The 25536-nt window shown below is 64.2% G+C and carries 23 protein-coding genes; 7 read left to right on the top strand and 16 right to left on the bottom strand.

What is annotated here, in order from left to right:
• Positions 1 to 15 precede the first annotated feature (15 nt).
• Positions 16 to 1056: an asparaginase gene (locus ACOCMH_RS23545; protein ID WP_427313258.1), complete on the bottom strand. Its 1041-nt coding sequence runs from the start codon at positions 1054 to 1056 to the stop codon at positions 16 to 18.
• Positions 1057 to 1403: 347 nt separating this feature from the next.
• Here ACOCMH_RS23545 and ACOCMH_RS23540 point away from each other — a divergent pair, with 347 nt between their 5' ends.
• Positions 1404 to 2309 carry a LysR substrate-binding domain-containing protein gene (locus ACOCMH_RS23540; protein WP_427313257.1) on the top strand — a complete coding sequence of 302 codons (906 nt, stop codon included), beginning with the start codon at positions 1404 to 1406 and terminating at the stop codon, positions 2307 to 2309.
• A 370-nt stretch (positions 2310 to 2679) separates the two neighbouring features.
• Here the strand turns inward: ACOCMH_RS23540 and ACOCMH_RS23535 are convergent, their stop codons facing one another.
• Complete coding sequence (locus ACOCMH_RS23535; protein ID WP_427313256.1) at positions 2680 to 3558, bottom strand: LysR substrate-binding domain-containing protein; 879 nt, start codon at positions 3556 to 3558, stop codon at positions 2680 to 2682.
• A 126-nt stretch (positions 3559 to 3684) separates the two neighbouring features.
• Here ACOCMH_RS23535 and argH point away from each other — a divergent pair, with 126 nt between their 5' ends.
• A complete protein-coding gene (gene argH / locus ACOCMH_RS23530) occupies positions 3685 to 5184 on the top strand; it encodes an argininosuccinate lyase (RefSeq protein ID WP_427313254.1) in 1500 nt (499 codons plus the stop codon).
• 32 nt (positions 5185 to 5216) lie between these two features.
• Entirely contained in the window at positions 5217 to 6185 is a 969-nt protein-coding gene (locus ACOCMH_RS23525) for a Bug family tripartite tricarboxylate transporter substrate binding protein (protein WP_427313252.1), read from the top strand.
• A 472-nt stretch (positions 6186 to 6657) separates the two neighbouring features.
• On the opposite strand, the gene ACOCMH_RS23520 is transcribed toward ACOCMH_RS23525, so the two are convergent.
• The 7 genes from ACOCMH_RS23520 to ACOCMH_RS23490 all read right to left on the bottom strand — a co-directional run bounded on the left by ACOCMH_RS23520 (position 6658) and on the right by ACOCMH_RS23490 (position 13732).
• A complete protein-coding gene (locus ACOCMH_RS23520) occupies positions 6658 to 7785 on the bottom strand; it encodes a Bug family tripartite tricarboxylate transporter substrate binding protein (protein ID WP_427313251.1) in 1128 nt (375 codons plus the stop codon).
• Between the two features lie 14 nt (positions 7786 to 7799).
• Entirely contained in the window at positions 7800 to 8711 is a 912-nt protein-coding gene (locus tag ACOCMH_RS23515; protein WP_427313250.1) for an HpcH/HpaI aldolase/citrate lyase family protein, read from the bottom strand.
• Positions 8712 to 8774: 63 nt separating this feature from the next.
• Entirely contained in the window at positions 8775 to 10028 is a 1254-nt protein-coding gene (locus ACOCMH_RS23510; RefSeq protein ID WP_427313249.1) for a CaiB/BaiF CoA transferase family protein, read from the bottom strand.
• The gene (locus ACOCMH_RS23505) at positions 10025 to 10513 is read right to left on the bottom strand and encodes a MaoC family dehydratase (protein ID WP_427313248.1); all 489 of its coding nucleotides are present in this window, start codon (positions 10511 to 10513) and stop codon (positions 10025 to 10027) included. The genes ACOCMH_RS23510 and ACOCMH_RS23505 overlap by 4 nt, the downstream gene beginning before the upstream one ends.
• Positions 10510 to 11724 carry an acyl-CoA dehydrogenase family protein gene (locus ACOCMH_RS23500; RefSeq protein ID WP_427313247.1) on the bottom strand — a complete coding sequence of 405 codons (1215 nt, stop codon included), beginning with the start codon at positions 11722 to 11724 and terminating at the stop codon, positions 10510 to 10512. Before ACOCMH_RS23500 ends, ACOCMH_RS23505 begins: the two co-directional genes overlap by 4 nt.
• A gap of 26 nt (positions 11725 to 11750) precedes the next feature.
• A complete protein-coding gene (locus tag ACOCMH_RS23495) occupies positions 11751 to 12287 on the bottom strand; it encodes a MaoC family dehydratase (protein ID WP_427313246.1) in 537 nt (178 codons plus the stop codon).
• Positions 12284 to 13732 (bottom strand): MmgE/PrpD family protein, encoded by a 1449-nt coding sequence (locus ACOCMH_RS23490; protein ID WP_427313245.1) that lies wholly within the window; start codon positions 13730 to 13732, stop codon positions 12284 to 12286. Before ACOCMH_RS23490 ends, ACOCMH_RS23495 begins: the two co-directional genes overlap by 4 nt.
• Before the next feature lie 165 nt (positions 13733 to 13897).
• Here ACOCMH_RS23490 and ACOCMH_RS23485 point away from each other — a divergent pair, with 165 nt between their 5' ends.
• Positions 13898 to 14800, top strand: coding sequence for an HpcH/HpaI aldolase/citrate lyase family protein (locus ACOCMH_RS23485; RefSeq protein WP_427313244.1), 903 nt, complete (start codon positions 13898 to 13900; stop codon positions 14798 to 14800).
• A 15-nt stretch (positions 14801 to 14815) separates the two neighbouring features.
• Here ACOCMH_RS23485 and ACOCMH_RS23480 read toward each other — a convergent pair whose 3' ends face one another.
• The 6 genes from ACOCMH_RS23480 to ACOCMH_RS23455 form a co-directional block, all read right to left on the bottom strand.
• Positions 14816 to 15553, bottom strand: coding sequence for an IclR family transcriptional regulator (locus tag ACOCMH_RS23480; protein WP_427313243.1), 738 nt, complete (start codon positions 15551 to 15553; stop codon positions 14816 to 14818).
• 123 nt (positions 15554 to 15676) lie between these two features.
• Complete coding sequence (locus ACOCMH_RS23475; protein ID WP_427313242.1) at positions 15677 to 16285, bottom strand: TetR/AcrR family transcriptional regulator; 609 nt, start codon at positions 16283 to 16285, stop codon at positions 15677 to 15679.
• A gap of 214 nt (positions 16286 to 16499) precedes the next feature.
• A complete protein-coding gene (locus tag ACOCMH_RS23470) occupies positions 16500 to 17462 on the bottom strand; it encodes a tripartite tricarboxylate transporter substrate binding protein (RefSeq protein WP_427313241.1) in 963 nt (320 codons plus the stop codon).
• Positions 17463 to 17507: 45 nt separating this feature from the next.
• Positions 17508 to 18290, bottom strand: a complete 783-nt coding sequence (locus ACOCMH_RS23465) for an enoyl-CoA hydratase/isomerase family protein (protein WP_427313240.1) — start codon at positions 18288 to 18290, stop codon at positions 17508 to 17510.
• Entirely contained in the window at positions 18283 to 19428 is a 1146-nt protein-coding gene (locus ACOCMH_RS23460) for an acyl-CoA dehydrogenase family protein (protein ID WP_427313239.1), read from the bottom strand. The genes ACOCMH_RS23465 and ACOCMH_RS23460 overlap by 8 nt, the downstream gene beginning before the upstream one ends.
• A gap of 8 nt (positions 19429 to 19436) precedes the next feature.
• Positions 19437 to 20576 (bottom strand): acyl-CoA dehydrogenase family protein, encoded by a 1140-nt coding sequence (locus tag ACOCMH_RS23455; RefSeq protein ID WP_427313238.1) that lies wholly within the window; start codon positions 20574 to 20576, stop codon positions 19437 to 19439.
• A gap of 90 nt (positions 20577 to 20666) precedes the next feature.
• Between ACOCMH_RS23455 and ACOCMH_RS23450 the strand changes: the two genes are divergently transcribed.
• From ACOCMH_RS23450 to ACOCMH_RS23440, 3 genes are all read left to right on the top strand, one after another.
• Positions 20667 to 21869, top strand: coding sequence for a CaiB/BaiF CoA transferase family protein (locus tag ACOCMH_RS23450; RefSeq protein WP_427313237.1), 1203 nt, complete (start codon positions 20667 to 20669; stop codon positions 21867 to 21869).
• Between the two features lie 400 nt (positions 21870 to 22269).
• Positions 22270 to 23022, top strand: a complete 753-nt coding sequence (locus tag ACOCMH_RS23445; RefSeq protein ID WP_427313236.1) for a hypothetical protein — start codon at positions 22270 to 22272, stop codon at positions 23020 to 23022.
• 248 nt (positions 23023 to 23270) lie between these two features.
• Positions 23271 to 24038, top strand: coding sequence for a ParA family protein (locus ACOCMH_RS23440; protein WP_427313235.1), 768 nt, complete (start codon positions 23271 to 23273; stop codon positions 24036 to 24038).
• Between the two features lie 61 nt (positions 24039 to 24099).
• Here ACOCMH_RS23440 and ACOCMH_RS23435 read toward each other — a convergent pair whose 3' ends face one another.
• Positions 24100 to 25029 (bottom strand): pseudouridine-5'-phosphate glycosidase, encoded by a 930-nt coding sequence (locus ACOCMH_RS23435; RefSeq protein ID WP_427313234.1) that lies wholly within the window; start codon positions 25027 to 25029, stop codon positions 24100 to 24102.
• Positions 25030 to 25536 lie beyond the last annotated feature (507 nt).

The following is a 25536-nucleotide window of genomic DNA, read 5'->3' as shown; positions in this document are numbered from 1 at the left end:
CCAAGGATGATGTGCCTACTCTTCGAAATACCGACGGATCGTCGGCAAGTCGCTACTCTGGGATAGTGCGAGCATCAGTAGGATTCTGGACTTCTGTGGGTTCAAGGCACCGGAACCGATTCCTTCCATCTTCTTGGTCGCGAAGCCGCTGCCAGTCCGCGTTGAACGCACAACGGGAAATCCTTGCTCGGTCAACTCCAGAATTCTCTTCTTAACGTCGGGCGGGACGGAACCATTGCCCGTGCCGGCAATGACAATCCCCTTCGCGCCGGCACGAATTGCCGCTTCGATCTGTTCGTTATCCTGATCTTCGTGCATGTAGACAATCGAAACCTTGGGGAACGAGTTCACGCCCTCGACATTGAAATGAGGCTTATGGACTGGTGTGGCTGCGGAGTAGTAAAACTTGGGTACTGTCCCAATGAACATGCCTAAGTAGCCCTGCTCTGTAGCGCGGAAGGTATCGACGGCAGTGGTATTCGTCTTGGTCGTGTAGTAGGCCGAACCGATTCTGTCGTTCAGCGCAATGAGAACGCCGCGGTTCTCTGCATCTTTGCTGGCGGCCAAAGTAACGGCTTGAAGCAGATTCATAGGACCGTCGGCGCTGATCGCGGTGGCCGGCCTCATTGATCCGACGACTACGACGGGCTTGGGACTCGCGGTGGTGAGATCCAGGAAGAAGGCCGTTTCTTCCAGAGTGTCGGTCCCGTGGGTCACTACAGCACCATGAACCGACGGCTCGGCCAATCGAATATTAATGGCATGTGCCAAACGCAAAAGGATAGCTTGGTCGATTGCGTTACTGCCAACATTTGCGATCTGTTCCCCGCTAACTTTGGCAACTTGCGCCAGCTCAGGCACCGCTTCAAGCAATGCCTGCACGCCAAGCGATGCAGCTTTGTACGTCGTTGTATCCGTGTTGCTCTTAGACGCGCCGGCGATGGTGCCACCCGTGGCATAGACGACTACAGCAGGCTTTGGCTCCTGCGCATGGCCGGCGCCGATAGTAAAAATACCGGCGGCGAATGCGGCAAGCAGGGTCTTCTGAAGATTCACTGAATCGCTCCATTGAACAAGTGTTGAACAGAACAGACGATCCGAACTAACCCAGAGCGAGACGGCAAAGCTCTACCAGCAACCACCGACGTGGCGAAATGCTGGCTCGAACGACGTCTTCATGGAGCGAGATCTTAGGAAGCGCGAAACTGGTTTGCGCGAAAGTCTGTCATGGGCAGCCAAGGTGAGTGCGGCTTCTGCCCACCCCTGACGCGTGACGAAATTCTGACTCTCGGCGGTATTGCCAAACAACCCCAGCCGAGGTTGGACGCGCATAAATAGATCTTATGCTTGCAGCACCTTGTCACGTTGATTACGCTTCAGAGAAAGCCTTCTCCTCGCTCCCCATGCAACTGAACCCCCGCCAACTAGAAGCCTTCCGTAGTGTCATGGTGTCCGGCAGCATGACGGTTGCGGCAGAGCTTCTGAAGATCACGCAGCCCGCAGTGAGCGCGCTCATTAAGGATCTCGAGAAGAGATTAGAGATTCGTCTGTTTCGGCGGGAAGGCAATCGCCTCATCCCGGGAGCGGAAGCCCAACGACTGTTCCGTGAAGTGGACCGGTTCTATCAGGGCATGGAGCAGATCGAGCGAGTGGCGCAGGACCTGAAATCGGCTCGCATCGGTACCCTCCGCATTGCGACAATGCACACCTTGGGATTGAGCTTGCTCAGCGAGGGCGTCAGGCAGTTTTCCCTCTCACGACCTGATTTAGCCATCTCGCTGGACGTCCGAAACTCTCTAGGCGTTCTGAAGCTCGCCGCTGCGCACCAAATTGACATCGGATTTGTCCAGATGTTGGGCGACGAGTATCCCGGTGTAGATGTTTTCCCTCTCCCCAGTGTCGCCGCGGTGTGCGTGCTCCCTCGGGGTCACGCCTTGGCGCGTAAGAAGTCAATAAAGATCACCGAGCTTCAGGACGAGCCACTTATCTCCCTGAGCCGCAATAGCTCGGTGCGCATACGGTTGGAGATGGAACTCGAAGCCGCGGGCGTGACATGCAAACGTTCGGTGGACACGTCCCTTGGCCACGTGGCGTGCAGTCTGGTGGCGGGCGGGCTGGGACTGACCGTAGTTGATCCCTTTACCGCTCGCAGAGTGCGGGATCCAGGGGTAGTTTGGCGCCCGTTGTTGCCGGCTGTGCAGTTTCATTTCTCCATGGTCTTGCCATCCCATCAACCGCGTTCCAAGGTTGTTGAGGACTTCATCAAACTGGTAAAGGAACTCTTCAAAGCCAACGTGCCGTTGCCGTAGTCCAAGGCGCCCGGCTAGTGTCCGTGACGACGAGGCCCATGTCCGAAAGCTTTTGCCCGCACGGGGGCGTGCGGCTTCCGTTGAATTGCGATCGCACCGGAAAGATCCGATAAACCGGCACAGTCGATATGGAAAGTCCCATGAAGGAGTATCCCGATACTGAAATCACGTATGGCATCGTCGTTACCGACGCTACGAGCAACAAAGATCTGGACCAGAAGCGTGCCCTTCCTTGAGAAGGCTGACGCGGACAACATCGTGTTTCTATCGGTGATCAATTCAAGAATTGAAGCGGCGCGGCAGCGGGGCTACCAAACTTCCCAACTCTGCCCGGTGGCGGGGTGGACTGAAAAGCCGCCCGCTGGCCCTGTCACATGGACTTGAAGGCGGCTCGCATGCAGGCGACAAAGTCATTGACGTGCGTGTTGCGTGGCGCCAGTTTCGCGCGCAGCATGTAGCTCCTGAACGGGATTTCCGGCTTGAATGGGATTGCCACGACGCCCGGGAACTTCATCGTCCGGCTGACGATGGGATTCACCAGGCTTACCCCCAGGCCTTCGCTGACCATCCTGCAGATCGTCGCCGCAAAGGGAGTTTCGAGCGCCATGATCCGCGCCCCGTCGCTAAACACGGCATCGATTGCGCACCTTGACATGCTGCCGCCGGGGAGGGAAATGAAGCGCTCGCCGGTCAGATCCTCCGGAACGAGCCGCTTCTTCCTCGCCAGCGGGTGTCGCGCCGGCACGACACAAACCGCGCTTTCGGTATGTATGACGGACGCCACGACCCCCGGCTTATCGGCAATGTTGGAGACGAAACCGATGTCGCAGTGCTGGGTGGCGATCCAGTTCGCGATGACGTGGGACTCACTGGTGTCCAGAACAATGCGGACCAAGGGGTACTTCTCGCTGAACACCCGGACCGCCAGGGGGATCACGCTAAGCGATATCGACGCGGCAGCCGCCACACGCAGCGTTCCGACGCCGGCGTCGCGGATGGCCCGCGCCGATTCGCCCAGGCTGTCCAGCCCTACGAAGGCGCGCTCCACTTCCTTGAACAGCGCCTCGGCCCCTTTGGTCGCCACGACACGTCCGGGCAGCCTGTCGAACAACTCGAAGCCGAGCTCCGCTTCGAGCTTGCCGATGACACGGCTCACGTTGGGTTGGGACGTATGCAGCTGCTTTGCTGCGACTGTCATGGAGCCAGTCAGCATGACGGCCCTGAAGGTCTCGATCTGCTTGAAGTTCATGCCCGCAATGGTAACGCCTCTTCAGGACCCCCATATCAAAAATGCATGCCGACGGCCAAAGCTGTCATTTGACCGGTATGCCAGCACCGTCCGATACTCAATTCACCACAGAACGTATCGGAAACCATGGAATCGAAAGTCAGCCGCCGGCTCAAGGAGCCGCTCGCAAAAGAAATCTGCGAGCACATTTACGGTCCGCGTCTTGCGCGTGACTTCACCAGGCAATTCGCCTACCTCACCGAGGTGAACCAGGCACACCTGCTCATGCTGCACAAGACCGGCCTGGTGTCACCGGAGATCGCCAGGAAGCTGGCCAGCGGCCTGCAGCAGATGGAGAATGAAGGCCCGGGCGCGGTGACCCTCGATCCCGCCAAGGAAGACCCCTATTTCAACTACGAAGCCAGGCTGATGACGGTGACCAGCCGGGACATCGGCGGGCGGCTGCACATGGCGCGCAGCAGGAACGACATTGCGGCCACCATTGACCGGATGCGCGCCCGCACCATCGTTCTCGACACCATCGAGGCGCTGGGCAGGCTGCGCAAGGTGGCGCTCCAGCGCGCCAGCGAATTCGCCGATGCCGTCATGCCGGGATACACGCACCTGCAGCCTGCGCAGCCGATCACCTTCGGCTTTTACCTGAGCGCCGTGTCCGAGGCCCTGGGCCGGGATATGGACCGGCTCCATGCGGCATTGCCTCGGATCGACGCCATGCCGCTGGGTGCAGGAGCACTGGCCGGCACGCGTTTCCCGATCGACAGGCAAGTCACGGCGGACGGGCTTGGCTTCGGCTCGCTGGTGCACAACACTCTGGATGCGGTGGCGTCCCGCGACTTCGCCTGGGAGGCGATGTCCGCCCTGGCTATCATCGCGCTGACGTGGGGCCGGGTCGCACAGGACTTCTACGTGTGGTCCACGCCCGAGTTCGGCCTCGTTGCCTTTCCCGACCGGGTGGCAAGTACCTCGAGCATCATGCCGCAGAAGAAGAATCCCGCCGTGCTGGAATACTTGCGTGGCAAGAGCGCCCATATTGTTGGCCTGTTGACGACGTCCCTGGTTACCGTCAAGGGAACGCACTTCACGCACACCGGTGACAGCAGCCGGGAGAGCATCCGCAGCTTCTGGGAGTGCAGCGAGGAAACCGCGCGCTGTCTGTCCCTGTTCGAGCTGATCCTAGGCAGCGTGGAGCCGAGGCTGCCGAGCATGCTGCAGCGCGCCAGCCTCGACTTTTCCGTGGCGACGGACCTGGCCGATGGGCTTGTGGCCGAGGCAGGCCTGTCGTTCCGGGACGCTCACCACGTTGTGGGCGGACTGGTGCGCATGGCACTCGACTCCGGCCGATCCGCAGGCGAGCTGACCAGTGCCATGCTGGACCGTGCCGCGGTGGACGTGATCGGGCGGGAAATCGAATGGCCCGAGCACAAGTTGCGGCAGTATCTGGATCCCGTCGAGAGCGTCAACGCGCGCGGCAACGGCGGCCCGGCGCCATCGGAGGTCACCCTCGCCATCCAGCGCCAGCGCGGCCACGTTGACACCTTGCTGGCTACGGTGAACTCCACGCGAGCGCGCCTCGATGCAGCGCGCAATCGGATGAAGCGTGACATCGCCGCATTGGCAGCCGCCTGATCCACCAACCATCTTTCCATCGTCAACGAACCATGAAGCTCATCGCCAAGTTCCTGATTGCGGCGCTTACCGCCGCTTGCGTTGCCCCGGGCGCCTCCGCCGCGTACCCGGACAAGCCGATTCGCCTCATCGTCCCGTTCGCGGCGGGAGGCACCGTGAACCTCATCGGCCGTGTGCTGGCACAGCGTCTCTCGGAGACCCTGGGCCTGCAGGTCATTGTGGAGAACAAGCCCGGCGCGGGCGGCACGTTGGGGGCGGACGTGGTTGCCAAGTCACCGGCTGACGGCTATACGCTCCTGCTCGCGTCATCAAGCCACCAGTCCATCCACCAGCTCATCTACAAGAAGCTGCCCTACGACCCGAACAAGGACTTTGTCCAGGTGGCGCTGTTCGCGGCCGTGCCAAACGTGCTCGTGGTCTCGAACAAGGTGCCGGCGAAAACCGTCAAGGAGTTCATCGCCTATTCCAAATCAGGCGGCAAGACACTGTTCATGGGCTCCGCCGGCAACGGTAGCGTCAACCAAATGGTCGGCGAACTCTTCCAGCACAAGACCGGCACCAATTTCGAGCATGTTCCGTTCAAGGGCGCGGGCCCTGCGACAGTCGACCTCCTGTCGGGGCAGATCGACCTGATGTTCGTGAACTTGCCTAACGTCTTGCCGCACATCCAGAGCGGGAAGATGCGCGCCCTCGCGGTCGCGAGCGCGCGACGGGCCGCTTCGCTGCCGGACGTGCCGACCATGGCGGAAGCTGGCGTCCCTGACTTCGTGGTCGACTCCTGGTCCGGCGTGCTGGCGCCAGCGGGAACGCCCAAGGCTGTGATCGACAAGCTGTCGCTCCAGATCAACAAGATCGCGAAAGAGAAGTCCACTGCCGACAGCCTCGCTGCCCAAGGGGCGATCCCGCTGCCCGGCACCAGTGCCGACTATGCCAACCTGGTGCGCTTTGAGACGCGGCGCTGGGGCGAGGTGATCAGCAAGGCAAAGATTGCGCTGGACTGAGGCCGCAGGACTTGCCGCGTCTCACTGGGCCTGCGCCGCGCGCACGAACGCGTCGCGCGCGGTGATCCCGATTGACGTAGTCCTGGATGCGCGGGCTCCCGCTGATGCGGAGCGGGGCGGGCCGAATCGCCCCACCCATGCCAGCGAGGCACCGAGATGGATGTCCGCCGCGCTGAAGGTCGCGCCGAGCACGTAGGGCCAAGAGTCAGGGGTTGCTCGATGGCTTCGATTAAATCGTCAGCTGTCTCCGCGCAGGACGCACTTGCTGTTGCATGCCTATTCTTCAATGCGGATTTGAAGTCCCCTAGCCGCAATTTTGTCCATCTTGGCCGCATGAGCCACCGCTTGACGATAGTGGGCATGTCCGCTCCCAGTTGAGCCACCAGAAAACACCATGCCTGCGAACGCGCCGCAGCTGCGCAAACGAAAGACCGGTAACGCGCCATGAGCGCGCCCGATTTCAACGCGGCCATCACTCCATTTTGAGCCCTACCGTCCTGGTCATGGCCTGGTAGGTCGGCCATGTACGCCCGATGAACTGTTGCAGTGCTTCACCCGTCAGAGGCGTGTCCTGGCTTCCCAATTGCTCCCGCACGTTCTTGACCGCCTCGGATTCGGTAACCGACTGCCGTACCAGCGTGGCAAGCGTTAAGACGATGCCGGCAGGCAGTCCGGCAGGTCCCAGCAGCATGTTGCACTCGGCCAGGTTGCTGAATACCGGGTCAGAGATGCCTTCATCCGCCCAAGTCGGTATGCCGGGCAGCTTCGCGGAACGCGGGCCGGAAATGACCAGCAGCGGCTTGAGCCCGCCGGACCCCAGTCCCCCTGACATGCCGAGCAGCGAGCCGGCGCCGATGTCGATGTGCCCAGCCAGCAGGTCGCCGATCATCGCGCCGGTGCCCTTGTAGTTGATGATATCCAGCTGGGCTCCGGTCAGCTTCTTCAGTTGCGCCACCATCAATTGCCAGCCCGAGCCGATGCCGTAGTTGCCCACGCTGACTGGCCGCTTCTGCGCCAGCGCGATCAGTTCCTTGAATGTACCGGCCGGCAGCGCCTTGGTCGCCACCATCACGCCGACGCCGGTACTCATTGACGCCACCGGCGTGAGCTCGCGCGACGGATCGATCGGCGGCTTCTTGAGCAACACCGGCGCCTGCGCCAGCTGGCTGTGCAAGGTGCACAGCAGCGTGCATCCGTCGGGCTTTGCCCGGGCCACGGCCTCCGCGGCGATCATGCCGATGCCGCCGGGCTTGTTTTCCACCACCACAGGCACCTTCAGCTTGGCGGAGAAAAACTCCGCGAATGCGCGCGCGGTGCTGTCGTTGGAAGAGCCCGGCGCCTGCGCCGCAATGATCCGGATCGGGCGTGAGGGCCAGTCGTTGGCAAGCGCATGGCGCGGCAGCAGCCAGGGCAATGCAGCAGCCCCCGCCGCGGCGCCCAGCACTCGACGCCGGCGAAGGTCGATGGTATCCACGGGCAAGTCGTTGCCCGGACGAAGAGAGGAACGCATGGGTATTCTCCGGAATGCTTCAAGCCTGCGCCCGCGATGGCTCGCGGGCGCCCGGGTGGCCGTCGCGATGCGCAACGGCCGGCGCGGCATGTCACTACATGGCCCTACATGCCGATCAGGTCGGCACGCTGCACCATGTTCCTGACGATACGGACCGAGGCGATGTCGATCATCTTGCCCTCGTACTGGACGGCGCCTAGTCCTTTCGACAGGGCTTCGTCATAGGCGCGCATCATGTCGCGGGCGCGCGCCACGTCGGCGGCAGCGGGCGAGAAGACGTCCTGCGCAAGTTCGACTTGCGACGGATGGATGGCCCACTTGCCGACCATGCCTAGAATCATGGCGCGGCGGGCTTCCTCGCGGAACGCGTCGGGGCTGCGGAAGTCGGCGAACGGACCATCGACGGCATCGAGCCGGTGCGCGCGCGCGGCGATCGTCAGCCGCTGGCGCTGGTAGTGCCAGATGTCGCCCGGATAGCCGCCGCTGCCGCCAATGTCGCGCATGGATACGCCCTGGCTGGCCGAATAGTCGCCCATGCCGAAGATCAGGCATTCCAGCCGCGGCGTCGACGCGGCAATGGCCTCGACGTTCATCATTGCCTCCACCTCTTCGATCAGCACGTCGATGGCGATGCGGTGGCGCAGGCCAAGCTTCTTCTCCATCATCGACAACAGCTTGTCGACAAACTGCACATCTGCCGCCGACATGGCCTTCGGCAGCATGATGACATCGAGATTGCGGCCGGCACCCTCCACCACTTCGATGATGTCCTCATAGGCATACTCGGTGGTCAGGTCGTTGATGCGCACGCAGCGCGTGGTGCGTCCCCAGTCCAGCCCGTTGAGCGCGTCGACGATCTTGCGCCGCGCCGGGCGCTTTTCGCTCGGCGCGACCGCGTCCTCCAGGTCAAGGAAGACGAAGTCCACGCCCATGCCCGCGGCCTTGGCCATCATCTTCTCGCTCGAGCCGGGTACGGACAGCTGGCAACGGCGCAGCCGCTTAGTTCGTTCCTGCATGAAGTTGTCTCCTGATTGTTGTACTAGTGTTGTCTTTCAGTCGTCCCGGCGTGGCCCCACCGCCTACTGCACCACGCCGTCCACGCGCAGCGCGGCGATCTCGGCAGCATCGAAGCCGAGGTCGGCCAGGGTACGGTCGGTGTGCTCGCCGGTCATGGGGGCCCGATGCCATACGCCTCCGGGCGTGGCGCTCATGCGCACCGGACTGCCCGCAATGGTCAGTGCGCGCGCCGAGCCTGGCTGCTCGGCTTCGACCAGCATCCCGCGGATGCGGAAATGCGGATCGGCGAAGATGTCGGCCGCATCGAACACCGGGCCGAATGGCACCTCGCCGCCCAGCATCCCGGCAAGCGCGCGCTTGGTGTGGCGCACGGTCCAGGCGGCGACCGCCTGCTCCACCTCGGCACGGTGCCGCACGCGCAGCTCATTGGTGGCAAAGCGCGGATCGTCGGCCCATGGCGGATGGCCCATCCGCTCCAGCAGCAGGCGCCAGAAGCGGTCATTAGGTACCCCCAGGCTGATAAAGCCGTCGCTAGCCGGAAACAGCCCGAACGGGCACAGCAGCGGGTGGCCGTTGCCCTCGGGCCCCGGCGCCTGCGCCGAAGCGCTGTACTGAAACACCATGCGCTCGCATACGGCCAGCACGGCATCGACCATGGCCACATCCACGAACTGGCCGCGGCCGGTGCGCTGGGCATGCCAGCACGCCGCCGCGATGCCGTACGCCAGAAACATGGCCGGCACGATGTCGCCGACGCCCGGGCCGATCTTGGTCGGCGCGCCGCCGCGCTGCGGGCCGGTAATCCCCATGATGCCGCCCATTGCCTGCGCGACGGGATCGTAGGCGGGCCAACTGGCGTAGGCGCTCTCCCCGCTGCGCGGGTCGCCGAAACCGCGCAGTGCCGCGTACACCAGCCTGGGGTTCTCCTCGGCGAGCCGTTCGTAGCCAAGGCCGAAGCGCTCCATCACGCCTGCGCGGTAGTTTTCGACCAGCACATCGGCACTGCGCACCAGCTTCAGCAAGGCCGCGCGACCCGCCGGCTGCTTCAGGTCCAGCACCAGCGATTCCTTGTTGCGATTGATGGAGCCGAAGTAGCCGCCGAACCCGCCCGACTCCATCCGCAACGCGCCCTCGAGGTGCGGACCGTTGCGCCGGGTCTGGTCGCCTCCGGGCGGCTCGATCTTGATCACGCGCGCGCCTTGGTCAGCAAGCATCATCGAGCAATACGGGCCGGCCAACATCTGGGTCAGGTCGAGCACCACCATGCCGTCGAGCGCGCCCCTGGGGCGGCCATCTGCGCTGCCATCCGCGCTCATCGCCCGCCCCAATGGCTCTCGCGCTTGATCAGCGCAGTCCGCTCCGCCTGCACGCACAGCTTGTCGTTTTGGTTCACGCCGTAGTGGCGGAAGCGAACGATGCCGGCATCCTCGCGGTCGGCATCCTCCTTGCCCAGCACCTCGGTGAAGGCGTAGAGCGTGTCGCCATGGAAGACCGGATGCGATAGGCGGATCTTGTCCAGCGCCAGTTCGCTCAGGCAGTGCTCGGCCGTGTCCTGCGCCGCAAGCCCAAGCACCATCGACAGGTTGATCCCGCCAAAGACCACGCGCTGCGCGAAGATGCCGCCGGCGGCATGTCGCATCGCGTCTTCGTTGAAATGCCCTTCGGCCGTATTCATGACCATGTTGGTCAGCATGACGTTGTCCATCTCGGTCACGGTCTTGCCGCGCGCATGGCGGATCAGCATGCCGGGCTCGAAGTGCTCGAAGTACCCGTCGGGGCTGGTGAGTGCGCAAAGTTTCATGCCGCCTCCTTCGACTGTCGGACCTGCCCGCCGAATGCGCGGCTGGCGATCATGCCCTCGACCTCGGACTTGCCAAGCAGGCTGTTGGCGATGATGCGTTGCTGGATCTCGGAAGTGCCTTCGAAAATCTTGGTGAGGCGTGCGTCGCGCCAGTAGCGCTCCACCGCAAACAGCTTGGTATAGCCAGCGCCGCCGAAGATCTGCAGCGCTGACGAGGTCACGCGCTCGGCCATCTCCGAGGCGAAGTACTTCACCATCGAGGCCTCCTTGTCGCAGCGGCGCCCGCCGTCGATCTCATTGCAGACGAAGTAGAGCAGTTGCCGCGCGGCCTCGATCTCGGTGGCCATGGTCGCGATCTTGAAGCGGATCGCCTGATACTCGGCGATCGGCATACCGAACTGGCGGCGCTCCAGGGAATAGGCGATCGCGTCTTCCATCGCGCCCTGCGCCAGGCCGATCGCACGGGCGGCGGTATGCGCGCGGGCACCCTCCAGCCCTTTGGCCATCAGCAGGAAGGCCTTGCCCTCCGGACCCATCAGGTTGCGTTTCGGCACGCGCACGCCGTCGAGTGCCAGCTCGAAGGTCTTCCAGCCGAAATACCCGATCTTGGGGATCGGCGAGCCGGTCATGCCCGGCGGGAACCCCCCTCGCTGCTTCTCGATCATGAAGCATGAAATGCCTTCCCAGCGCTTGTCGGGCGATGGCGGCGCGGACGTCCGCGCGAACACGATCAGGTAGTCGGCGCCGTCGGCAAAGGTGCACCAGTACTTGTTGCCGGTCAGCACCCATTCGTCGCCGTCCAGCACCGCGCGGCAGGAAATCGACGCCAGGTCGGAACCGGTATCCGGCTCGGACAGCGCGCTGGCATTGAGGAATTCCCCGCGCACCACCCGCGGCAGGTATTCCCGCCGCATGGCCTCGGGCATCGATTTCATGATCCAGCCGCCCTGCGCACGGGCGACGATCGACGCCACCGACATCCAGCCGCGCGACAGCTGCTCGCAGATCAGGCAATACTCGAAGATGCCAAGGCCCAAGCCGCCGTACTCCTCCGGGATCGTGATGCCGAAGTAGCCCATCTCGGCCATCTTGTCGCGCAGCGACATCGGGATCTCCCCATCCGGGCCGTCCAGTGCATTGGCAACCGGCAGCACCTCTTTCATCGTGAACTCGCGCGCGGCATCGCGGATCATGCAACGCGCCTCCGTCATGTACCCCAGACCGTCTCCTGACATGCTTATCCCCTCATCCTGACCAGATTGGTACGCTTGAACTCGATCACCGCATCGCCCTCCTGATTGGTGCCCTGCGTGTGCCACGTGACGATGCCGTAGCCAGGCCGGTTGCTGGCCGGCCTGCGCGACACCACGACGGAGCTGGCATAGAGCGTCTCGCCGGGATAGACCGGCCGCAGATAGGCCAGCTCGTCGACACCGAGAAAGGGACCGCCGCCCTCGGACAGGTCTTCCACCGACAATCCGAATACGGTGTTGAACACCAGCAGCGGATTGACCGGCACGCCGGGGTGGCCGTTAGCCCGCGCCACCGCCTCGTTGGTGTACTGCGGGTTGTAGTGCAGCGTCAGCACCGAGAACATTGTGTTGTCCGACACGGTGACGGTGCGGCCCCAGTGGTGGTTAAAGCGGCGGCCCGGCTCGAAATCCTCGTAGCGGTTGCCGCGGCCGCGCAGCCGGGCCTCGGCTTTCAGGCGGGCGACGACCGGATCGGCGGGGATCTCGGGAACGCGCCCGATGGCGTGACTGGTGGATGTCATTGCATTGCCTCAAACAAGGGTTCGACGGAAGAAAGCTGGTCCAGCGTGTCGACCACCGACACCAGCTTCGCGAACTTGGCCGCGCCGATGCGCGGCACGACGATGGCCTGTGCCTTGTCCACCAGACGCCGCCACTGCATGGCAAGGTCTGCGGCCGGCACCGCGACATTGGCTTGCGCGTGCAGCGTGCGGCCATCGCGCGTCAGGATCTTGACCGTAGCGGCGTTGCGCTCCAGGCCGGGCACCACCTGCAGGGCGATCCGCTGCCGCGCCCTGACATAGCGCGGCGCAAGCGCGGTCTCCGGCGAATACAGGGCGAGCGACGCGGTTGGCGCGCCGTCCATCGCCAGCGCCGCCAGATGCTGGATGGCGAACTTGATCTCCAGACCGGTTTGCGGGTTCGCGATATCGCACACGCCACGATGCGGACCGGACACGGAGATGGTCATCGACTCGAGCGCATCGAGGTCGATACGGTGCTCACGGCAAGCGTGGCCCACGGCTTCAATGGTGGAGTGCGTGAGGTAGCAGGACGCATGGAACTTGAATAGGGTGCGTTCGATCGCCATGCCTGCGCCGCGCTCGAAGGTGGTTGGAAACGCCGGCGCGGCGGGCGCCTGGGTGCGGCCAAAGCCCTGCTCGCACTCGATGCCGCTTGCGTTGGCGGTGAACCCGCGCGCCGCCAGCCGTGCCGCCATCACGCCATTCATCGCGGCCTTGCCCGCGTGCAACGGCTTGGCCATGGTGCCGAACATGCACTTGAGCCCCGCGGCCTGCGTCGCGGCGAGGCCCAGTGCGTGAGCCGTGCGCGCCGGGTCGAGTCCACCCAACCTCGCACAGGCAGTGGCGGCGCCAAGCGTGCCGGTGGTGCCGGTGGGGTGCAGGCCGAGGCGATACTGCTCGGCGCCAACCACTTCGCCGATCCGGCTTTCCACTTCATGCCCCAGGATCAGCGCGCGCAGCAGATCCTTGCCGCTGGCGCCAGCCACCTGGGCCATAGCCAGCGCCGCGGGCGCCACCGGCACGGTCGGGTGCCCGTGCATGGCCGAGGCAACATCGTCAAAGTCCAGGGCATGGCCCGCGGCGCCGTTGATCAGCGCAGCCTGCGCCGGTTCCGCACGCAGCGGGCTGCCCACCAGCGCGCACGGCAGGTCACGCAGGCCGGCATATTCGGCGACGAGCATTTCGACCAGCGGCTCGCGCGCGGCGGCGAGGGTCACCGCGATCCAGTCGAGCATGGCATGGCGCGCCCAGGCAAAAGCCGGCGCGCCGATTTCGGCATCGTCGACCGTGCTGGTCCAGTCGGCCAGCGCGCGGGTGAAGCCGGCGCGGTCCGCTGTGTTGTCGAAGGTATGGTCAGGTTCCACCGGAAGCATCGCCGCGTTGGCCGGCGCCGTGTTGTTGTCGATGGACCCAGTATTGGCGAATGCCGAGGAGCGCGGCATCACATATGTGATGAATGTTGGTCGCTGGCATCCATCACATATGTGAAGGATGTGTGGGCGTTTGGGACCGAAACTCTCGTCCGTGGCCATGCGCGGCGCCCAGTGTCGCGCATGGTCGCCCTGTCCCGCCTTCGTCAACCATTCGCGTCCACGGCGCCACCACTCATGACCACGATCAAGCTCGCACCCCGCCGTTCCGTGCTGTATGTGCCTGCCACCAATACCCGCGCCATCGAGAAGGCGCGCCACCTGCCCTGCGACGCTATCGTGTTCGACCTGGAAGACGCCGTGGCCCCGGCGATGAAAGCCCAGGCCAGGGATAATCTGGCCAGTGCGTTTGCCGCGCAGCCGTTTGCGGCGCATGAAACGGTGATCCGTGTCAATGCGCTGGCAACCACCGAGTTCGATGCCGACCTGCGCACCGCCGCCACATGCGGGGTTGATGCCATCCTGCTGCCGAAGGTCGACTCCGGTGCGGACCTGGAACGCTTCGCCGCGGCCATCGGCGCCGTCGCCAATGGCCCCGCGCCCATGCTATGGGCCATGATCGAAACGGCTGCCGCGATCCACCAGATCGACGGCATCCTGCAAGCCGGCCAGCGCCGGCAGGTGCAACTCGACTGTCTGGTGGTGGGCACCAATGACCTGGCCAAGGAAACCGGCGTCTATCCGGGCGACCATCGCGCGTACCTGCTGCCCTGGCTGATGTCGGTGGTGCTGGCGGCAAAGCGCTATGGCACGGACGTGCTCGACGGTGTGTGGAACGACTTCGGCGACCGCGCCGGCTTCGACAATGAAGTGCTGCAGTCGGCCAGGATGGGCTTTAACGGCAAGACGCTGATCCACCCGTCGCAGGTCGATCCGGCCAATGCGGCGTTCACGCCGTCGGACGCCGCCACGGCCGAGGCCCGGGCGATCGTCGCGGCCTTCGCGCGGCCCGAACACGCCGCCGCGGGCGTGATCAATCTGGAGGGACGCATGGTCGAGCGCCTGCACCTGGAACAGGCCACGCGCCTGCTGGCGCGGCTCGACACCATCCGGGCGCGCAGCGAACGGCCCGGCCGCTGAACGACGCGTGAGCGCTCAGCAGTCCTGCGCTACGGCCAGCACCGCGGCCAGCAGTTTCTTCCGGCGCGCATGCAGGCGCGCCACCGGGCCGCCAGTGCCGATGCCCAGCCACTGTCCGCGGATGGGTGTGGCCATCAGCGTGGCAATCACGCCGGCCCCCGGCGTGGCCAGGCTGGCCGATTCGTAGTAGCCCTGGTGCCGCGCCAGCTCGACCTCGCGCAGGATCTCGGCGGGCCGTGCCAGCGGCTCGCCGGCGGCCGCCTCGGCGTTGTAGCGGCGCAGGAGACGTCCGATCTGCTCGTCCTCCATCCGGCTCATCAGCATGATGCCGATCGCGGTGCGATGCATTGGCCGGAGAATGCCCGACGATACAGACAGGCGCAGCGCATGGCTGGATTCGATCACGGACAAGTATTGCAGCATGTTGCCGCTCTGGCGGCCCAGCAGCACGGTCTCGCCGGTTTCGCTCGACAGCCGGCGCATGGCGTCGTGCACCGTCGCGCCGGCGCCTTGCTTGCGCGTGGTCCAGCCGCACAGGAAGGCGACCCGCACCGACGGGCAATAGGTGCGCAACTGCGCGTCGAACTCCATGTAGCCGCGCGCGACCATGGTCCGCAGCAGCATCGAGACACTGGACTGCGGGATGCCGAGGCGCTCGGCGATCTCGCCAACGCGCAGCGGCCGCCGCACGCGCTCGAACAGTTCCAGCAGGTCGAACACGCGATTAGCCGACTTGACCATGCCGCTGTCCATAGCAATCTCTCCCTGGCCCGCGCCGCTGCGGCGCTGTCTTTGCCACGCTTCGGCGCGGCCGGCGTCGCCCCGAGGGGCTGCTTTGCCCACCCATCCTTGACCATCGCTATGGCGATGATTCTTCTACAGCAACCACTCCCCGATCATGCGCAGGATTTCCGCCTTCACGGCGGCCGGATCCATCGAGGCCCGGTTCAGGCGATGCACGGAGATACCGCGCAGCAGGCTCATCAGAATGAAGGCCGCGGATTTTGTATCGACGTCTGCGCGGATCTGCCCCAGGGCCTTGGCCTCGTTGAGCTTGTACTCGACGTAGGCCATGTTTTTTTTATTGTAGTCGTGGACAAAGCCATGCAGAGGCGAGTTAGCCACGGACGAGTCCAGCACAATGAAGAACATCGCCCGGATACTGTTGACCGCGCTTTCCGGGCGCTGGGTGTAGGCATCCACCAGCGAGTAAATGCCATGAATTCCCCTGGTGTCGCTGCCATCCTTCTTGCGCTGGGCATTGAATTCACGCGACAACTGCTCCAGGCACTCCGCCAGCAGCTTTTCCTTGGAGCCGAAGTGGGTGTGCGCCAGGCCGCGGCTATAGCCGGCCTTTGTGCCGACTTCATTCATGGTCAGCCCCGCCAGGCCTTTCTCGGAAATCAGCTCGATAGCGGCCTGCACCATGCGGCCGACGGACTCTTCACGCCGTTGCTCCTGGGTGCGACTGGATTGCTGCTTCATAGGTAGTGAATGTGATGCCGCCTGCGGATAATTGGTGGTGTCGTCGTGCCTCGCGTTGACCAAAGGTCCGGCCGGTTCAACGCGAAGTTGCGCCGAAGCCAGATTGTACCGAAGGGAAAAGATCGCTTTCCAGGCATCACCGGCCCGCCCGGCTCGCAGGCAACACCGGCTGCCACGTTCGCAGTTCGCCGCCGTACGCGCGGTGCCCGGTAGTTCAGCCCGCCTGGATATTGGCCCTTTCCGCGACGCGCTTGAACCGCAGGTATTCCGCGCGCTGGAATTCTCCCAGTTCGCCAAGCGCTTTGTTGAGGAAGGTGCCGGCGCGCTTGGCCTGGTAAGCCTTTGCCTCCTCCGTCTTCTGTGCGGCGGAGATGGCTGCGGCAAGCTCATTGAGCTTGTCCTGCGGGGTGCCGGCCTTCATCGAGAAGGACGACCAGACGTAAGACTCGAAGTCTGTGTAGCCCAGTTCCTTCATGGTCGGGGCATTGGGCAACAGCTTGTCGCGCTCCCCCCCGGTGATGGCGAGCACGCGCAGCTTCCTGGCCTTCTCCATTGGCGCGATGCCGGTGATATCGTTCAGGCCGATGTCGAGCCGGTTGCCGATCACGTCCGTCACCATCGGCGCGCCGCCCTTGTAGGGCACCGGCGTGGTCTTGATGCCCGTCGCCTGCGCCAGCCACTCGCCCACCAGCCGGTATCCTTCGGAATAGTTGCCCACCGAGATTGGCTTGCCGCTGGCCTTGTAGCGGGCCACCACATCGGCAATGGTATGGTACGGCGAATCGTTGCTGGCCACGAAGGCGGCGGCCGAGATGGCCAGGCCGTGCAGCGGCACCAGGTCCTTGAACGGGTCGTAACCCAGGTTCTTCACCATCACCGGGTTGACCGCGATCAGCGAGTTGCTGCCCAGCAGAATCGTGTTGCCGTCAGCCGGCTCCGCCAGCACAGTACGTACGGCGATGAGGCCGCTGGCGCCCGGCTTGTTCTCGACCACGATGGCGCGGCCAAGGGCCTTGCCGATCTGCTCTGCGTAAAAGCGCGCGCCTTCGTCCGAGCCGCTACCCGCCGTGAAGGGCACGATCACGCGAATCGCCTTGCCCTGCGCCCGCGCCAGGCCGGGAAATGCCAGCGTTGCCGCGCCCGCCAGCAGGGTAGCGCCGAATTGTCTGCGATACATGTCTTTGTCTCCGTTTATCGATTATCCGTACCTGTCCGGCAGGCGTCAGTCTTCAAAGACCGGTGGGCGTCTTTCGGCCATGGCCTTCACCCCCTCGGCGATGTCCGGCCCGCCAAAGTGGACCGCCTGCTCCGCGCTCTCGCGCGAGATGGCATTGCGGATATGGCTGAGCGAGTCGGCCTTCAAGGTCTGGCGAGTAGACTGCAGTGCCCGCGGCGACGAAGTGGCCAGTTCCCGAGCCAAGGCCAGCGCGGCGCCGCGCACCTCGGCCTGGGGCACGATGAAGTCCACCAGCCCCATCTCCCGGGCGCGTGCCCCGTCGACGCGGGTGCCGGTGTATAGCATCCATGCCGCCATTTGCCTGCCGATCAGCGCGGGCAGCGTGTACGAAAGCGCAAACCCCGGATGAAAGCCGAGGCGGTTGAAGTTGGCGGAAAAGCGCGCCTCCGTGCACGACACGCGAAAATCGGCCGCCAGCGCCAGGCCCAGGCCACCACCGACTGCAGGCCCCTCGATCGCAGCCACGATCGGCTTGCCGAAGCTGAAAATGCGCAAGGCCTCGAGATAGATGGGATTGACGCGCGAAGCGCTGCGCGGTACCGCGGCGCCGTCGCGCCGCGAAAAGTCTGCGCCCGCGCAGAACGCGCTGCCGCCCGCTTGCAGCAGCACCGCGCGGCAGGTCTTGTCGCCCTGCAGCCGGTCCAGCTCATCGGCGATCCGGGCAATCATGTCCACATCGAAAAAATTGTGCGGCGGGCGGTTCAGTTCGACGATGGCGACATGGCCGTCGCGTCGGCTGAGGATGACTTGGTCCGTCGTGTCAGGCATGGGTTGCGTTCCCTTCTGCTTGCATCGATTTGGTGTGCCGGGCAGCGGGGCTCGCCGCGCCATCTCCGGACGGCAAGGTGCGCGCCGTCAGGTTTGGCCAGAACTGCTCGGAGCCTGCCTGGATGAACGCCTGGCCCAGGCGCTCGGCCCATTCGGTGCTGGTGCCGGCCTCGGCGCGCCAGGCCCACAGGCGCCGGGTGGCGAAGTTGAGCGGGTATTCGTAGGTAAAGCCAATGGCGCCATGGACCTGGTGCGCGATCGAGGCGCCGGTGCGCACCGCGTCGCTGGCCGTCACCTTGGCGACCGCTGCGCTGAATTCCGCCTGCGGTGCGCTGTGCTGATGGATCGCTGGCAGGTCGCGCAGCGCCGTCGTGGCGGCCGCATAACTGCAGGCCACTTCGCCGGCCAGCACCGCCAGTTGCTGCTGGATCGCCTGGTTCTTGCCGATGGGCTTGCCGAACTGCACGCGGTCCTTCACATACTGCACCGCAAGGTCCAGCGCATAGTCCAGTGCGCCGGTCAGCTGCGCCGCGGTGGTGGCGGCGTAGCACACTTCCAGCGGTCGGCTCAGGCCCGCAATGCCGGCAGCCAACGCATGAGAAACCGGAGCCTGATCTAGCACCACGGTATCGGCCGGCAGCGAGGCGGCATCGGCCTTTGGCTCTATCCGCACGCCGGGCCCCCTGGCATCCACCAGTGCAAGGTGGCCAGCAGCCTCGACCACAAGCCAGTGGGCATGGCGCGCCCACTTCACGGCGGTCATCGTGCCGGAGAGCGTGGCCGACTTGCCGGCTTCATGGCTGGTCAATGCCAATGACCGCGTCTGCGCCCCGGCAGCAAGCGCGAACACGCCGTCGGGCGGCAGATCCAGCCCGCAGCGCGATGCCAGGTACTGGCCCACCACTGCCTGCGCCAGCGGTATCGGGGCCTGCGTGTAGCCTACCTGGTAGAACAGCGGCAACGCTTCGGGCCAGGAGGCCTCGATCCCGCCGTGCGCCTCGCGGCACAGGATCTTGCTCATGCCGCTTGCGGCGATGGTCTGCCACAGTGCGCCGGCGAATGCGCCGGCCTCGACCGCCGTCAGCAGTTCGCGGTTCACCTCGTTGGCGAGCAGTCGCCTGACGGTTTCTTCAATCATGTTGTCGCTCATCGCAGCCCCAGTCCTTTCGCAATAATCCCGCGCAAAATCTCTCTCGTGCCCCCGCGCAGCGAGAACGATGGCGCCGCCAGCGTTACCAGGTTCAGCACCTGGTCAAACTCGCTGCCGTCGCCCAGCCGGTCAGGAAACACCTCATACGCAATATCGGGCAGCGACTGCTCCAGTAGCGCGCCCTGGTCCTTGACGATGGAGGCGGCCAGCGACGGATCCTGGCCCTCGGCCAGCATCAGCGCGATGCCCTGCGACATCTGCCGCAAGGTGGCATAGCGCGCGACCACCTTGCCAAGCGCCACGGCCTGCTGACGGTTGCCGGCATCGGCGGCATCGAGCATCTCCAGCAGCAACTGAGTGCTGCTCAGGAAGCGCTCCGCGCCGGAACGCTCGTACTTCAGCTCGTTGATGACCTGGCTCCAGCCCTTGCCCTCTTCGCCGACGAGGTGGTCGTCGGGGACAAAGACGTCGTCGAGAATCACCTCGTTGAATATGCGGGTGCCCAGTTGCGACACGATCGGGCGCACGGTCACGCCCGGCCGGTCCATCTCGATGAAGATCTGGCTCATGCCGGCGTGGCGGTCATCGCCGCGTTCGCTGGTGCGCACCAGCGCCACCATGTAGTGCGCATGGTGGGCGCCCGAGGTCCATACCTTGCGGCCGTTGATCTTCCAGCCGCCTTCTACCCGGGTGCCGCGGGTGCGGATGGAAGCCAGGTCGGAGCCCGAGTCCGGCTCGCTCATGCCGATGCAGATAAAGGCCTCGCCGCGGCGAATCTGCGGAATGATCTTCGGGGCAAGCTTGTCGCGGCTGTAGCGGATCAGCAGGGGACCCATCTGCCGGTCCGCGGCCCAGTGCGCGCCCATCGGCGCCCCCACGGCCAGCAGCTCTTCGAGCATCACGTAGCGCTCCAGCATGCTCTTGCCGCCGCCGCCTGCCTCGGTCGGCCACGTCATGCCGAGCCAGTCCTTCTCGCCCATCTTTTTCGAGAAGGCGGGGTCCCGCCCGGCCCAGTTGTGCGCGCGCTCGACGCGGGAATACCGGGTCATGTGCTCTTTCGCAAATGCCCTGGCTTCCTCGCGCAGCGCCTCGCATTCCGGCGGCAAGTCGCCTACCGCGATGTGCAACGTATCCATGTTTATCCTTACTTGCTTGCGAACAAGCAAAACTCTATAGTGAATGCCTCGAGTCCGCTCTAGGTAATTACGAGGAGAAGCCAGTCCACCATGAAAGCAAGCGATACGACCGACCCGACGCAACGTCACGCCACGATTCCCCACGGCCCTCTCGCCGGTATCCGCGTGCTGGACCTAACCGCTGTGGTGCTGGGTCCGGTCGCGACCCAGGTCTTGGCGGACTACGGGGCAGAGGTGATCAAGGTGGAACCGTCCGAGGGCGATCTGATGCGTGCCAACGGCGTAAGCCGCACGCCCGGCATGAGCTCGACCTTCATGAATATCAACCGCAACAAGAGTTCGGTCTGTATCGACCTGAAGACGGAGCAAGGCAAGGCGCAGTTGCGCCAGTTGATTGCCCGCTGCGACGTGCTGGTGCACAACATCCGGGTCAAGGCGATCCAGCGGCTGGGCTTCGACTACGATGCGGTGGCACAGATCAACCCGGGCATCGTCTACTGCGCCGCCACCGGTTTTGGCGAGGGCGGCGCTTTTGCCGGCCAGCCCGCGTTCGACGACATCATCCAGGGGGCCTGTGGCTTGGCCCATCTGGTGGGACATGAGAGCGGCGTGCCGGACTATCCGCCCGCGCTGTTGGCCGACAAGATCGCCGGCCTGGCCACGGCCAACGCCATTCTCGGCGCACTGGTGCACAAGGCCCGCACCGGCGAAGGCCAGTACGTCGAGGTGCCGATGTTCGAAACCATGGTCGCCTTTACCATGACGGAACACCTGGGCGGCCATGGTTTCCACCCGCCAATCGGCGATGCCGGCTATGCGCGCCTGCTCAAGGGTGGGCGCAAGCCTTCGCCGACGCGAGATGGCTATATTGCCGTGCTGCCCTACACGGAGCAGCACTGGAAGGCCTTCTTCCATCGCTTCGGGCGCGGCGAGTTCATCGACCAGTTCAACATCAGCAGCCGCATCGAGCGCAACAAGAACATCCAGGCGATCTATGCGGAGCTGCGCAACATCACCTCGCAGTACACCACAAAGGAGATGATGGATGTATGCCGGGAGATGGATATTCCGGTCGCGGAAATGTATTCCATTCACACCATCCACACCCACCCCCATGTACAAAGCACCGGGCTGTTCCAGACGATGACGCACCCCACCGAAGGCGACGTGGTAACAACCCGCCCGACAGCCCTGTTCTCCAGGACGCCTGCTTCGATCTATAAGCCTGCCCCTCGTCTCGGCGAGGATACCGAGCGGATCCTGGGTTCCAGGTCCGTGAAATGCTCACCTTGAAGCCGAACTTGAAGAACACGGGATTGGACTGAAGCCGGCCCGGAGCCACTCAAATTTGAGCGCCAGCAGGAAGTAGCTCGCGCGTTGCCACCCAGACTGGCGCCCGTTTGCCGGGCCGCTGTCCCCACGCAACCTGCGCCAGCCGGCTGAAGGCTTCGGCCTGACCCCGAGCCGGTGGCTCAAATTGCAGCGTGGCTCCAACGCTGACGCCGTCGACTAGGATGGATGGATGGCGGCTGCGGATCTCCTGCTCGCATCTGTACAAGATCCTGGAGCGCGGGCCGCACGCGTCGCGATCGAAATAGTCGTGCCGCTCCGCTCAGGCTGCCGGTTACTTCTGGTCCATCCGGCGTCCTGTCGGTACCTCGGTCGATTACGGAAGCCACGTTGCCTGCCACAAATGAGCCACATCCCCCGACAACCTCACACCCAGAACCGCGTCACCTCCTTCTTCTGGAGTGGCGACGCCATCCGCAGCCGGAGCGTGAGCGACATTGTGCTGTCAGGCACGGTCGACGTCCCGGAACCGCCTGCGCGGCTGCTGGCGGATTGGGCCAGGGAGATATCGCTCCGCATGGCCCTGGAAGCGGGGGATGTCGAAGTCATGCCACTAGCACGCGCGCGCGCGCGTTGGCCGGACTACTCGCGCTGCGTGGGAGAGGTGTCCCATTGGACGAGCTCGCTCGGACTTCCTGGACTGCTTGCCCCAAGCGACGTGGCGCTCATGGCTTGCCGCGGAGCCAGGTATCACCATGACGGAGAGCAGTATGGCGGTGCGGCCTTCTGCAATCTCTTCCTGAGCGAGGACAAGGGGCAGGACGTATATTTTCCGTCGCTCGATCTTCGAATCCCCCTGAGGCGGGGAACGGTTCTGATATTCGATACTTGCCAGCCTCATGGGGTCGTCCGGCGTGGCAGCAACCGTTTTGACGTGGCTGACTTCCCTTACGGCCAGGATTGCACGCAGATATTCCTGACGTGGGAGCTTCCCATCGAGGATCCCGGTGTCGGACAGGCGCTCAAAGTCGCCTTCGACAATGACCTTATGCTTGCGATGACGGTCAATGAAGAGCAAGTGTGGCGGAATGGCGAAGGGGTCGGCGTGCACCCCGAATCGGGCCAGTGGCTCCGGAAGGATGGATCAAGCCAATGATTGAACCCCCGGCACTGGATGCCGGCGACCGTCGAGGATTGGCCGACCGCGGTCGTCCCCATTGCAATCTGGCCGTCGCACGTCGGCCATGACCCGACATTCGCTCTTTCCATCGGTCACAAATATAGTGTCCGCTCCTCGCTGAGAATGGTCCGCCAAACTGCGAGCCAGGGCTTCCGGCTGCTACCAGCCACCCGCCTTGCTAAGGTATGCTTTCGCCTTCGAATCGATCTTCTCCAGAGGGGCAAATGCGGCGCGTCGTATTCAATCAGAAGGGTGGGGTCGGAAAATCAACCATTGTATGCAACCTCGCCGCGATCAGCGCCAGCGAAGGCTTGCGCACCCTCGTCGTTGACCTGGATGCGCAGGGCAACTCGACCCAGTATCTGATGGGCGCGCAGGCCGGAGAGGCCGGTCCGACCGCGGCAAACTTCTTCGAGACGTCCCTGACCTACAATTTCAAGCCGGTCGACGTGACGTCCTTTGTCCGCCCAACGCCGTTTGAGAACCTGGACGTGATGCCGTCGCATCCTGACCTGGACGCGCTGCATGGCAAGCTGGAATCCCGCTACAAGATCTACAAGCTGCGCGACGCCCTGCTTGAACTGGAGGCTGTCTATGACGCCATCTACATCGACACGCCCCCAGCCCTGAATTTTTACACCCGGTCCGCGCTGATCGCCGTGGAACGCTGCCTGATCCCGTTCGATTGCGATGACTTTTCACGCCGGGCCCTGTACTCGCTGCTCGATAATGTGAAGGAAATCCAGCAGGACCACAACGACGGGCTGCAAGTCGAGGGCATCGTGATCAACCAGTTCCAGCCGCGTGCAAGCTTGCCGGCGAAACTGGTCGAAGAACTGGTAAGCGAGGGCCTGCCGGTACTTGAATCACGTCTCTCTGCGTCGGTGAAGATCCGGGAATCGCACCAGTACGCTACCCCCATGATCCACCTGGATCCGCGCCACAAGCTGGCGCAGGAATATCTGGCGTTGCACCGCGAGCTCGCTGGCTGAAGCATCGCCAAGGCAGGCACGGCCCTCCAGGCGCGGGGCCATGGCAGGTCAAGGCCGGGCTTCACCGCACTTTTGCCAGCGCCAGTGCCAGCCTTGCCCCCACCTCGGCATTGTGTTTGACGAGCGCGATGTTCGTCGCCAGGCTGCGCCCGCTTGTCAGGGCCTCGATTCGCGCCAGCAGGAACGGGGTCACGGCCTTGCCGGTGATCCCCTGCGCCATGGCGTCGGCGAGCGCCTGCTGCGTGAGCACGTCGATTTCATCTGATGCCATCGCTGCCGCTTCTGGCACCGGAGTGCTCAACACCACGCCGCCCGCCAGGCCGAGCTCCCATTTGGTGCGGATGAAGCGTGCCTGCTGTGCGGCATCGTCCAGCCTGAAATCCGCGCGAAAGCCGCTGTCGCGGGTGTAGAACGCAGCGAAATTGTCCTGCTCGCAACTGAGCACCGGCACGCCATGTGTCTCCAGGTATTCCAGTGTGAGCCCGATGTCCAGGATGGACTTCGCACCGGCACAGACCACTGCCACCGAGGTCTTCGCCAGCTCCTGCAGATCGGCCGAGATGTCAAAGGTCTCCTGCGCACCGCGGTGCACGCCGCCGATGCCACCGGTGACGAAGACCTCGATGCCGGCCAGCGCGGCGCATATCATGGTGCCCGCCACCGTCGTGGCGCCGAGCCCTCCGCTGGCCAGCACGGCCGGCAGGTCGCGACGGCTGACCTTCTGTGCCTGGCCCGAGCGGCCGAGCCGTTCCAGTTCATCATGCGCAAGGCCGATGCGGATCCGGCCACCGATCAGCGCGATCGTCGCTGGCTCTGCGCCTAGGTTGCGGATCAAGTCTTCCACTTCGCGCGCAGTGCGCACGTTCTCCGGGTACGGCATGCCGTGAGCGATGATGGTCGATTCCAGCGCCACGAGCGGGCGGCCGGCGGCGCGTGCGGCGGCCACGGGCGCGCTGAAGGTCAACCAGGAGCGGGCAAGGTCGGCAGTCATGTTGAAGCCTTCGGCGATGCGGATGGGTCTGAGTATCGCTCGCTATTCGTTTTGAAGATACCAGATGTTGGAATTCATGAATTTACGGTAGCGCGGCCGCTTCTTACACTCCTCCAAACAAAAGAAGCAGAAGCATCCGGAGACAGACATCGTGAATGCCACATTACGCGCTGACCTGCACCAGGCCGCGGCCTACGCCAGCCTGGACAAAAGGCCCCTCGACAAAGGCCGCGTTGACATGGCCGTGGTCCAGGGCGGGTCCGCTTGCCCATGCTGCAGAATGCGCGCGACCGCGCCGCCTGCCTGAAGACGGCCGGCTTCATCTCCGCCTGCCGCGGCTCGGCACCGGCCGCCGTCGACCACGCGCCGTGGGAGACAAAACGTACCTCGCTGCTGGCGTTCCCACCCCGTTGTCAACGAAGCCCTGGTTTTTCTGGCGAGTAACTCTCCACCCTTGTAACGCACCCGCCCCGGTGACGCTACCGCGGCGGCCCGGGCCATATGGCC

The sequence above is a fragment of the Cupriavidus sp. H39 genome (assembly GCF_050271075.1).
Lineage (GTDB): Bacteria > Pseudomonadota > Gammaproteobacteria > Burkholderiales > Burkholderiaceae > Cupriavidus > Cupriavidus necator_B.
This window is presented reverse-complemented; position numbering and strand designations above follow the sequence as displayed.

Excerpts from the sequence above, each read along its gene's own strand:
- ACOCMH_RS23540 (WP_427313257.1), top strand. The coding sequence starts at position 1,404 with ATGCAACTGAACCCCCGCCAACTAGAAGCCTTCCGTAGTGTCATGGTG.
- ACOCMH_RS23535 (WP_427313256.1), bottom strand. The coding sequence starts at position 3,558 with ATGAACTTCAAGCAGATCGAGACCTTCAGGGCCGTCATGCTGACTGGC.
- argH (WP_427313254.1), top strand. The coding sequence starts at position 3,685 with ATGGAATCGAAAGTCAGCCGCCGGCTCAAGGAGCCGCTCGCAAAAGAA.
- ACOCMH_RS23525 (WP_427313252.1), top strand. The coding sequence starts at position 5,217 with ATGAAGCTCATCGCCAAGTTCCTGATTGCGGCGCTTACCGCCGCTTGC.
- ACOCMH_RS23520 (WP_427313251.1), bottom strand. The coding sequence starts at position 7,785 with ATGCCGCGCCGGCCGTTGCGCATCGCGACGGCCACCCGGGCGCCCGCG.
- ACOCMH_RS23515 (WP_427313250.1), bottom strand. The coding sequence starts at position 8,711 with ATGCAGGAACGAACTAAGCGGCTGCGCCGTTGCCAGCTGTCCGTACCC.
- ACOCMH_RS23510 (WP_427313249.1), bottom strand. The coding sequence starts at position 10,028 with ATGAGCGCGGATGGCAGCGCAGATGGCCGCCCCAGGGGCGCGCTCGAC.
- ACOCMH_RS23505 (WP_427313248.1), bottom strand. The coding sequence starts at position 10,513 with ATGAAACTTTGCGCACTCACCAGCCCCGACGGGTACTTCGAGCACTTC.
- ACOCMH_RS23500 (WP_427313247.1), bottom strand. The coding sequence starts at position 11,724 with ATGACGGAGGCGCGTTGCATGATCCGCGATGCCGCGCGCGAGTTCACG.
- ACOCMH_RS23495 (WP_427313246.1), bottom strand. The coding sequence starts at position 12,287 with ATGACATCCACCAGTCACGCCATCGGGCGCGTTCCCGAGATCCCCGCC.
- ACOCMH_RS23490 (WP_427313245.1), bottom strand. The coding sequence starts at position 13,732 with ATGCCGCGCTCCTCGGCATTCGCCAATACTGGGTCCATCGACAACAAC.
- ACOCMH_RS23485 (WP_427313244.1), top strand. The coding sequence starts at position 13,898 with ATGACCACGATCAAGCTCGCACCCCGCCGTTCCGTGCTGTATGTGCCT.
- ACOCMH_RS23480 (WP_427313243.1), bottom strand. The coding sequence starts at position 15,553 with ATGGACAGCGGCATGGTCAAGTCGGCTAATCGCGTGTTCGACCTGCTG.
- ACOCMH_RS23475 (WP_427313242.1), bottom strand. The coding sequence starts at position 16,285 with ATGAAGCAGCAATCCAGTCGCACCCAGGAGCAACGGCGTGAAGAGTCC.
- ACOCMH_RS23470 (WP_427313241.1), bottom strand. The coding sequence starts at position 17,462 with ATGTATCGCAGACAATTCGGCGCTACCCTGCTGGCGGGCGCGGCAACG.
- ACOCMH_RS23465 (WP_427313240.1), bottom strand. The coding sequence starts at position 18,290 with ATGCCTGACACGACGGACCAAGTCATCCTCAGCCGACGCGACGGCCAT.
- ACOCMH_RS23460 (WP_427313239.1), bottom strand. The coding sequence starts at position 19,428 with ATGATTGAAGAAACCGTCAGGCGACTGCTCGCCAACGAGGTGAACCGC.
- ACOCMH_RS23455 (WP_427313238.1), bottom strand. The coding sequence starts at position 20,576 with ATGGATACGTTGCACATCGCGGTAGGCGACTTGCCGCCGGAATGCGAG.
- ACOCMH_RS23450 (WP_427313237.1), top strand. The coding sequence starts at position 20,667 with ATGAAAGCAAGCGATACGACCGACCCGACGCAACGTCACGCCACGATT.
- ACOCMH_RS23445 (WP_427313236.1), top strand. The coding sequence starts at position 22,270 with ATGAGCCACATCCCCCGACAACCTCACACCCAGAACCGCGTCACCTCC.
- ACOCMH_RS23440 (WP_427313235.1), top strand. The coding sequence starts at position 23,271 with ATGCGGCGCGTCGTATTCAATCAGAAGGGTGGGGTCGGAAAATCAACC.
- ACOCMH_RS23435 (WP_427313234.1), bottom strand. The coding sequence starts at position 25,029 with ATGACTGCCGACCTTGCCCGCTCCTGGTTGACCTTCAGCGCGCCCGTG.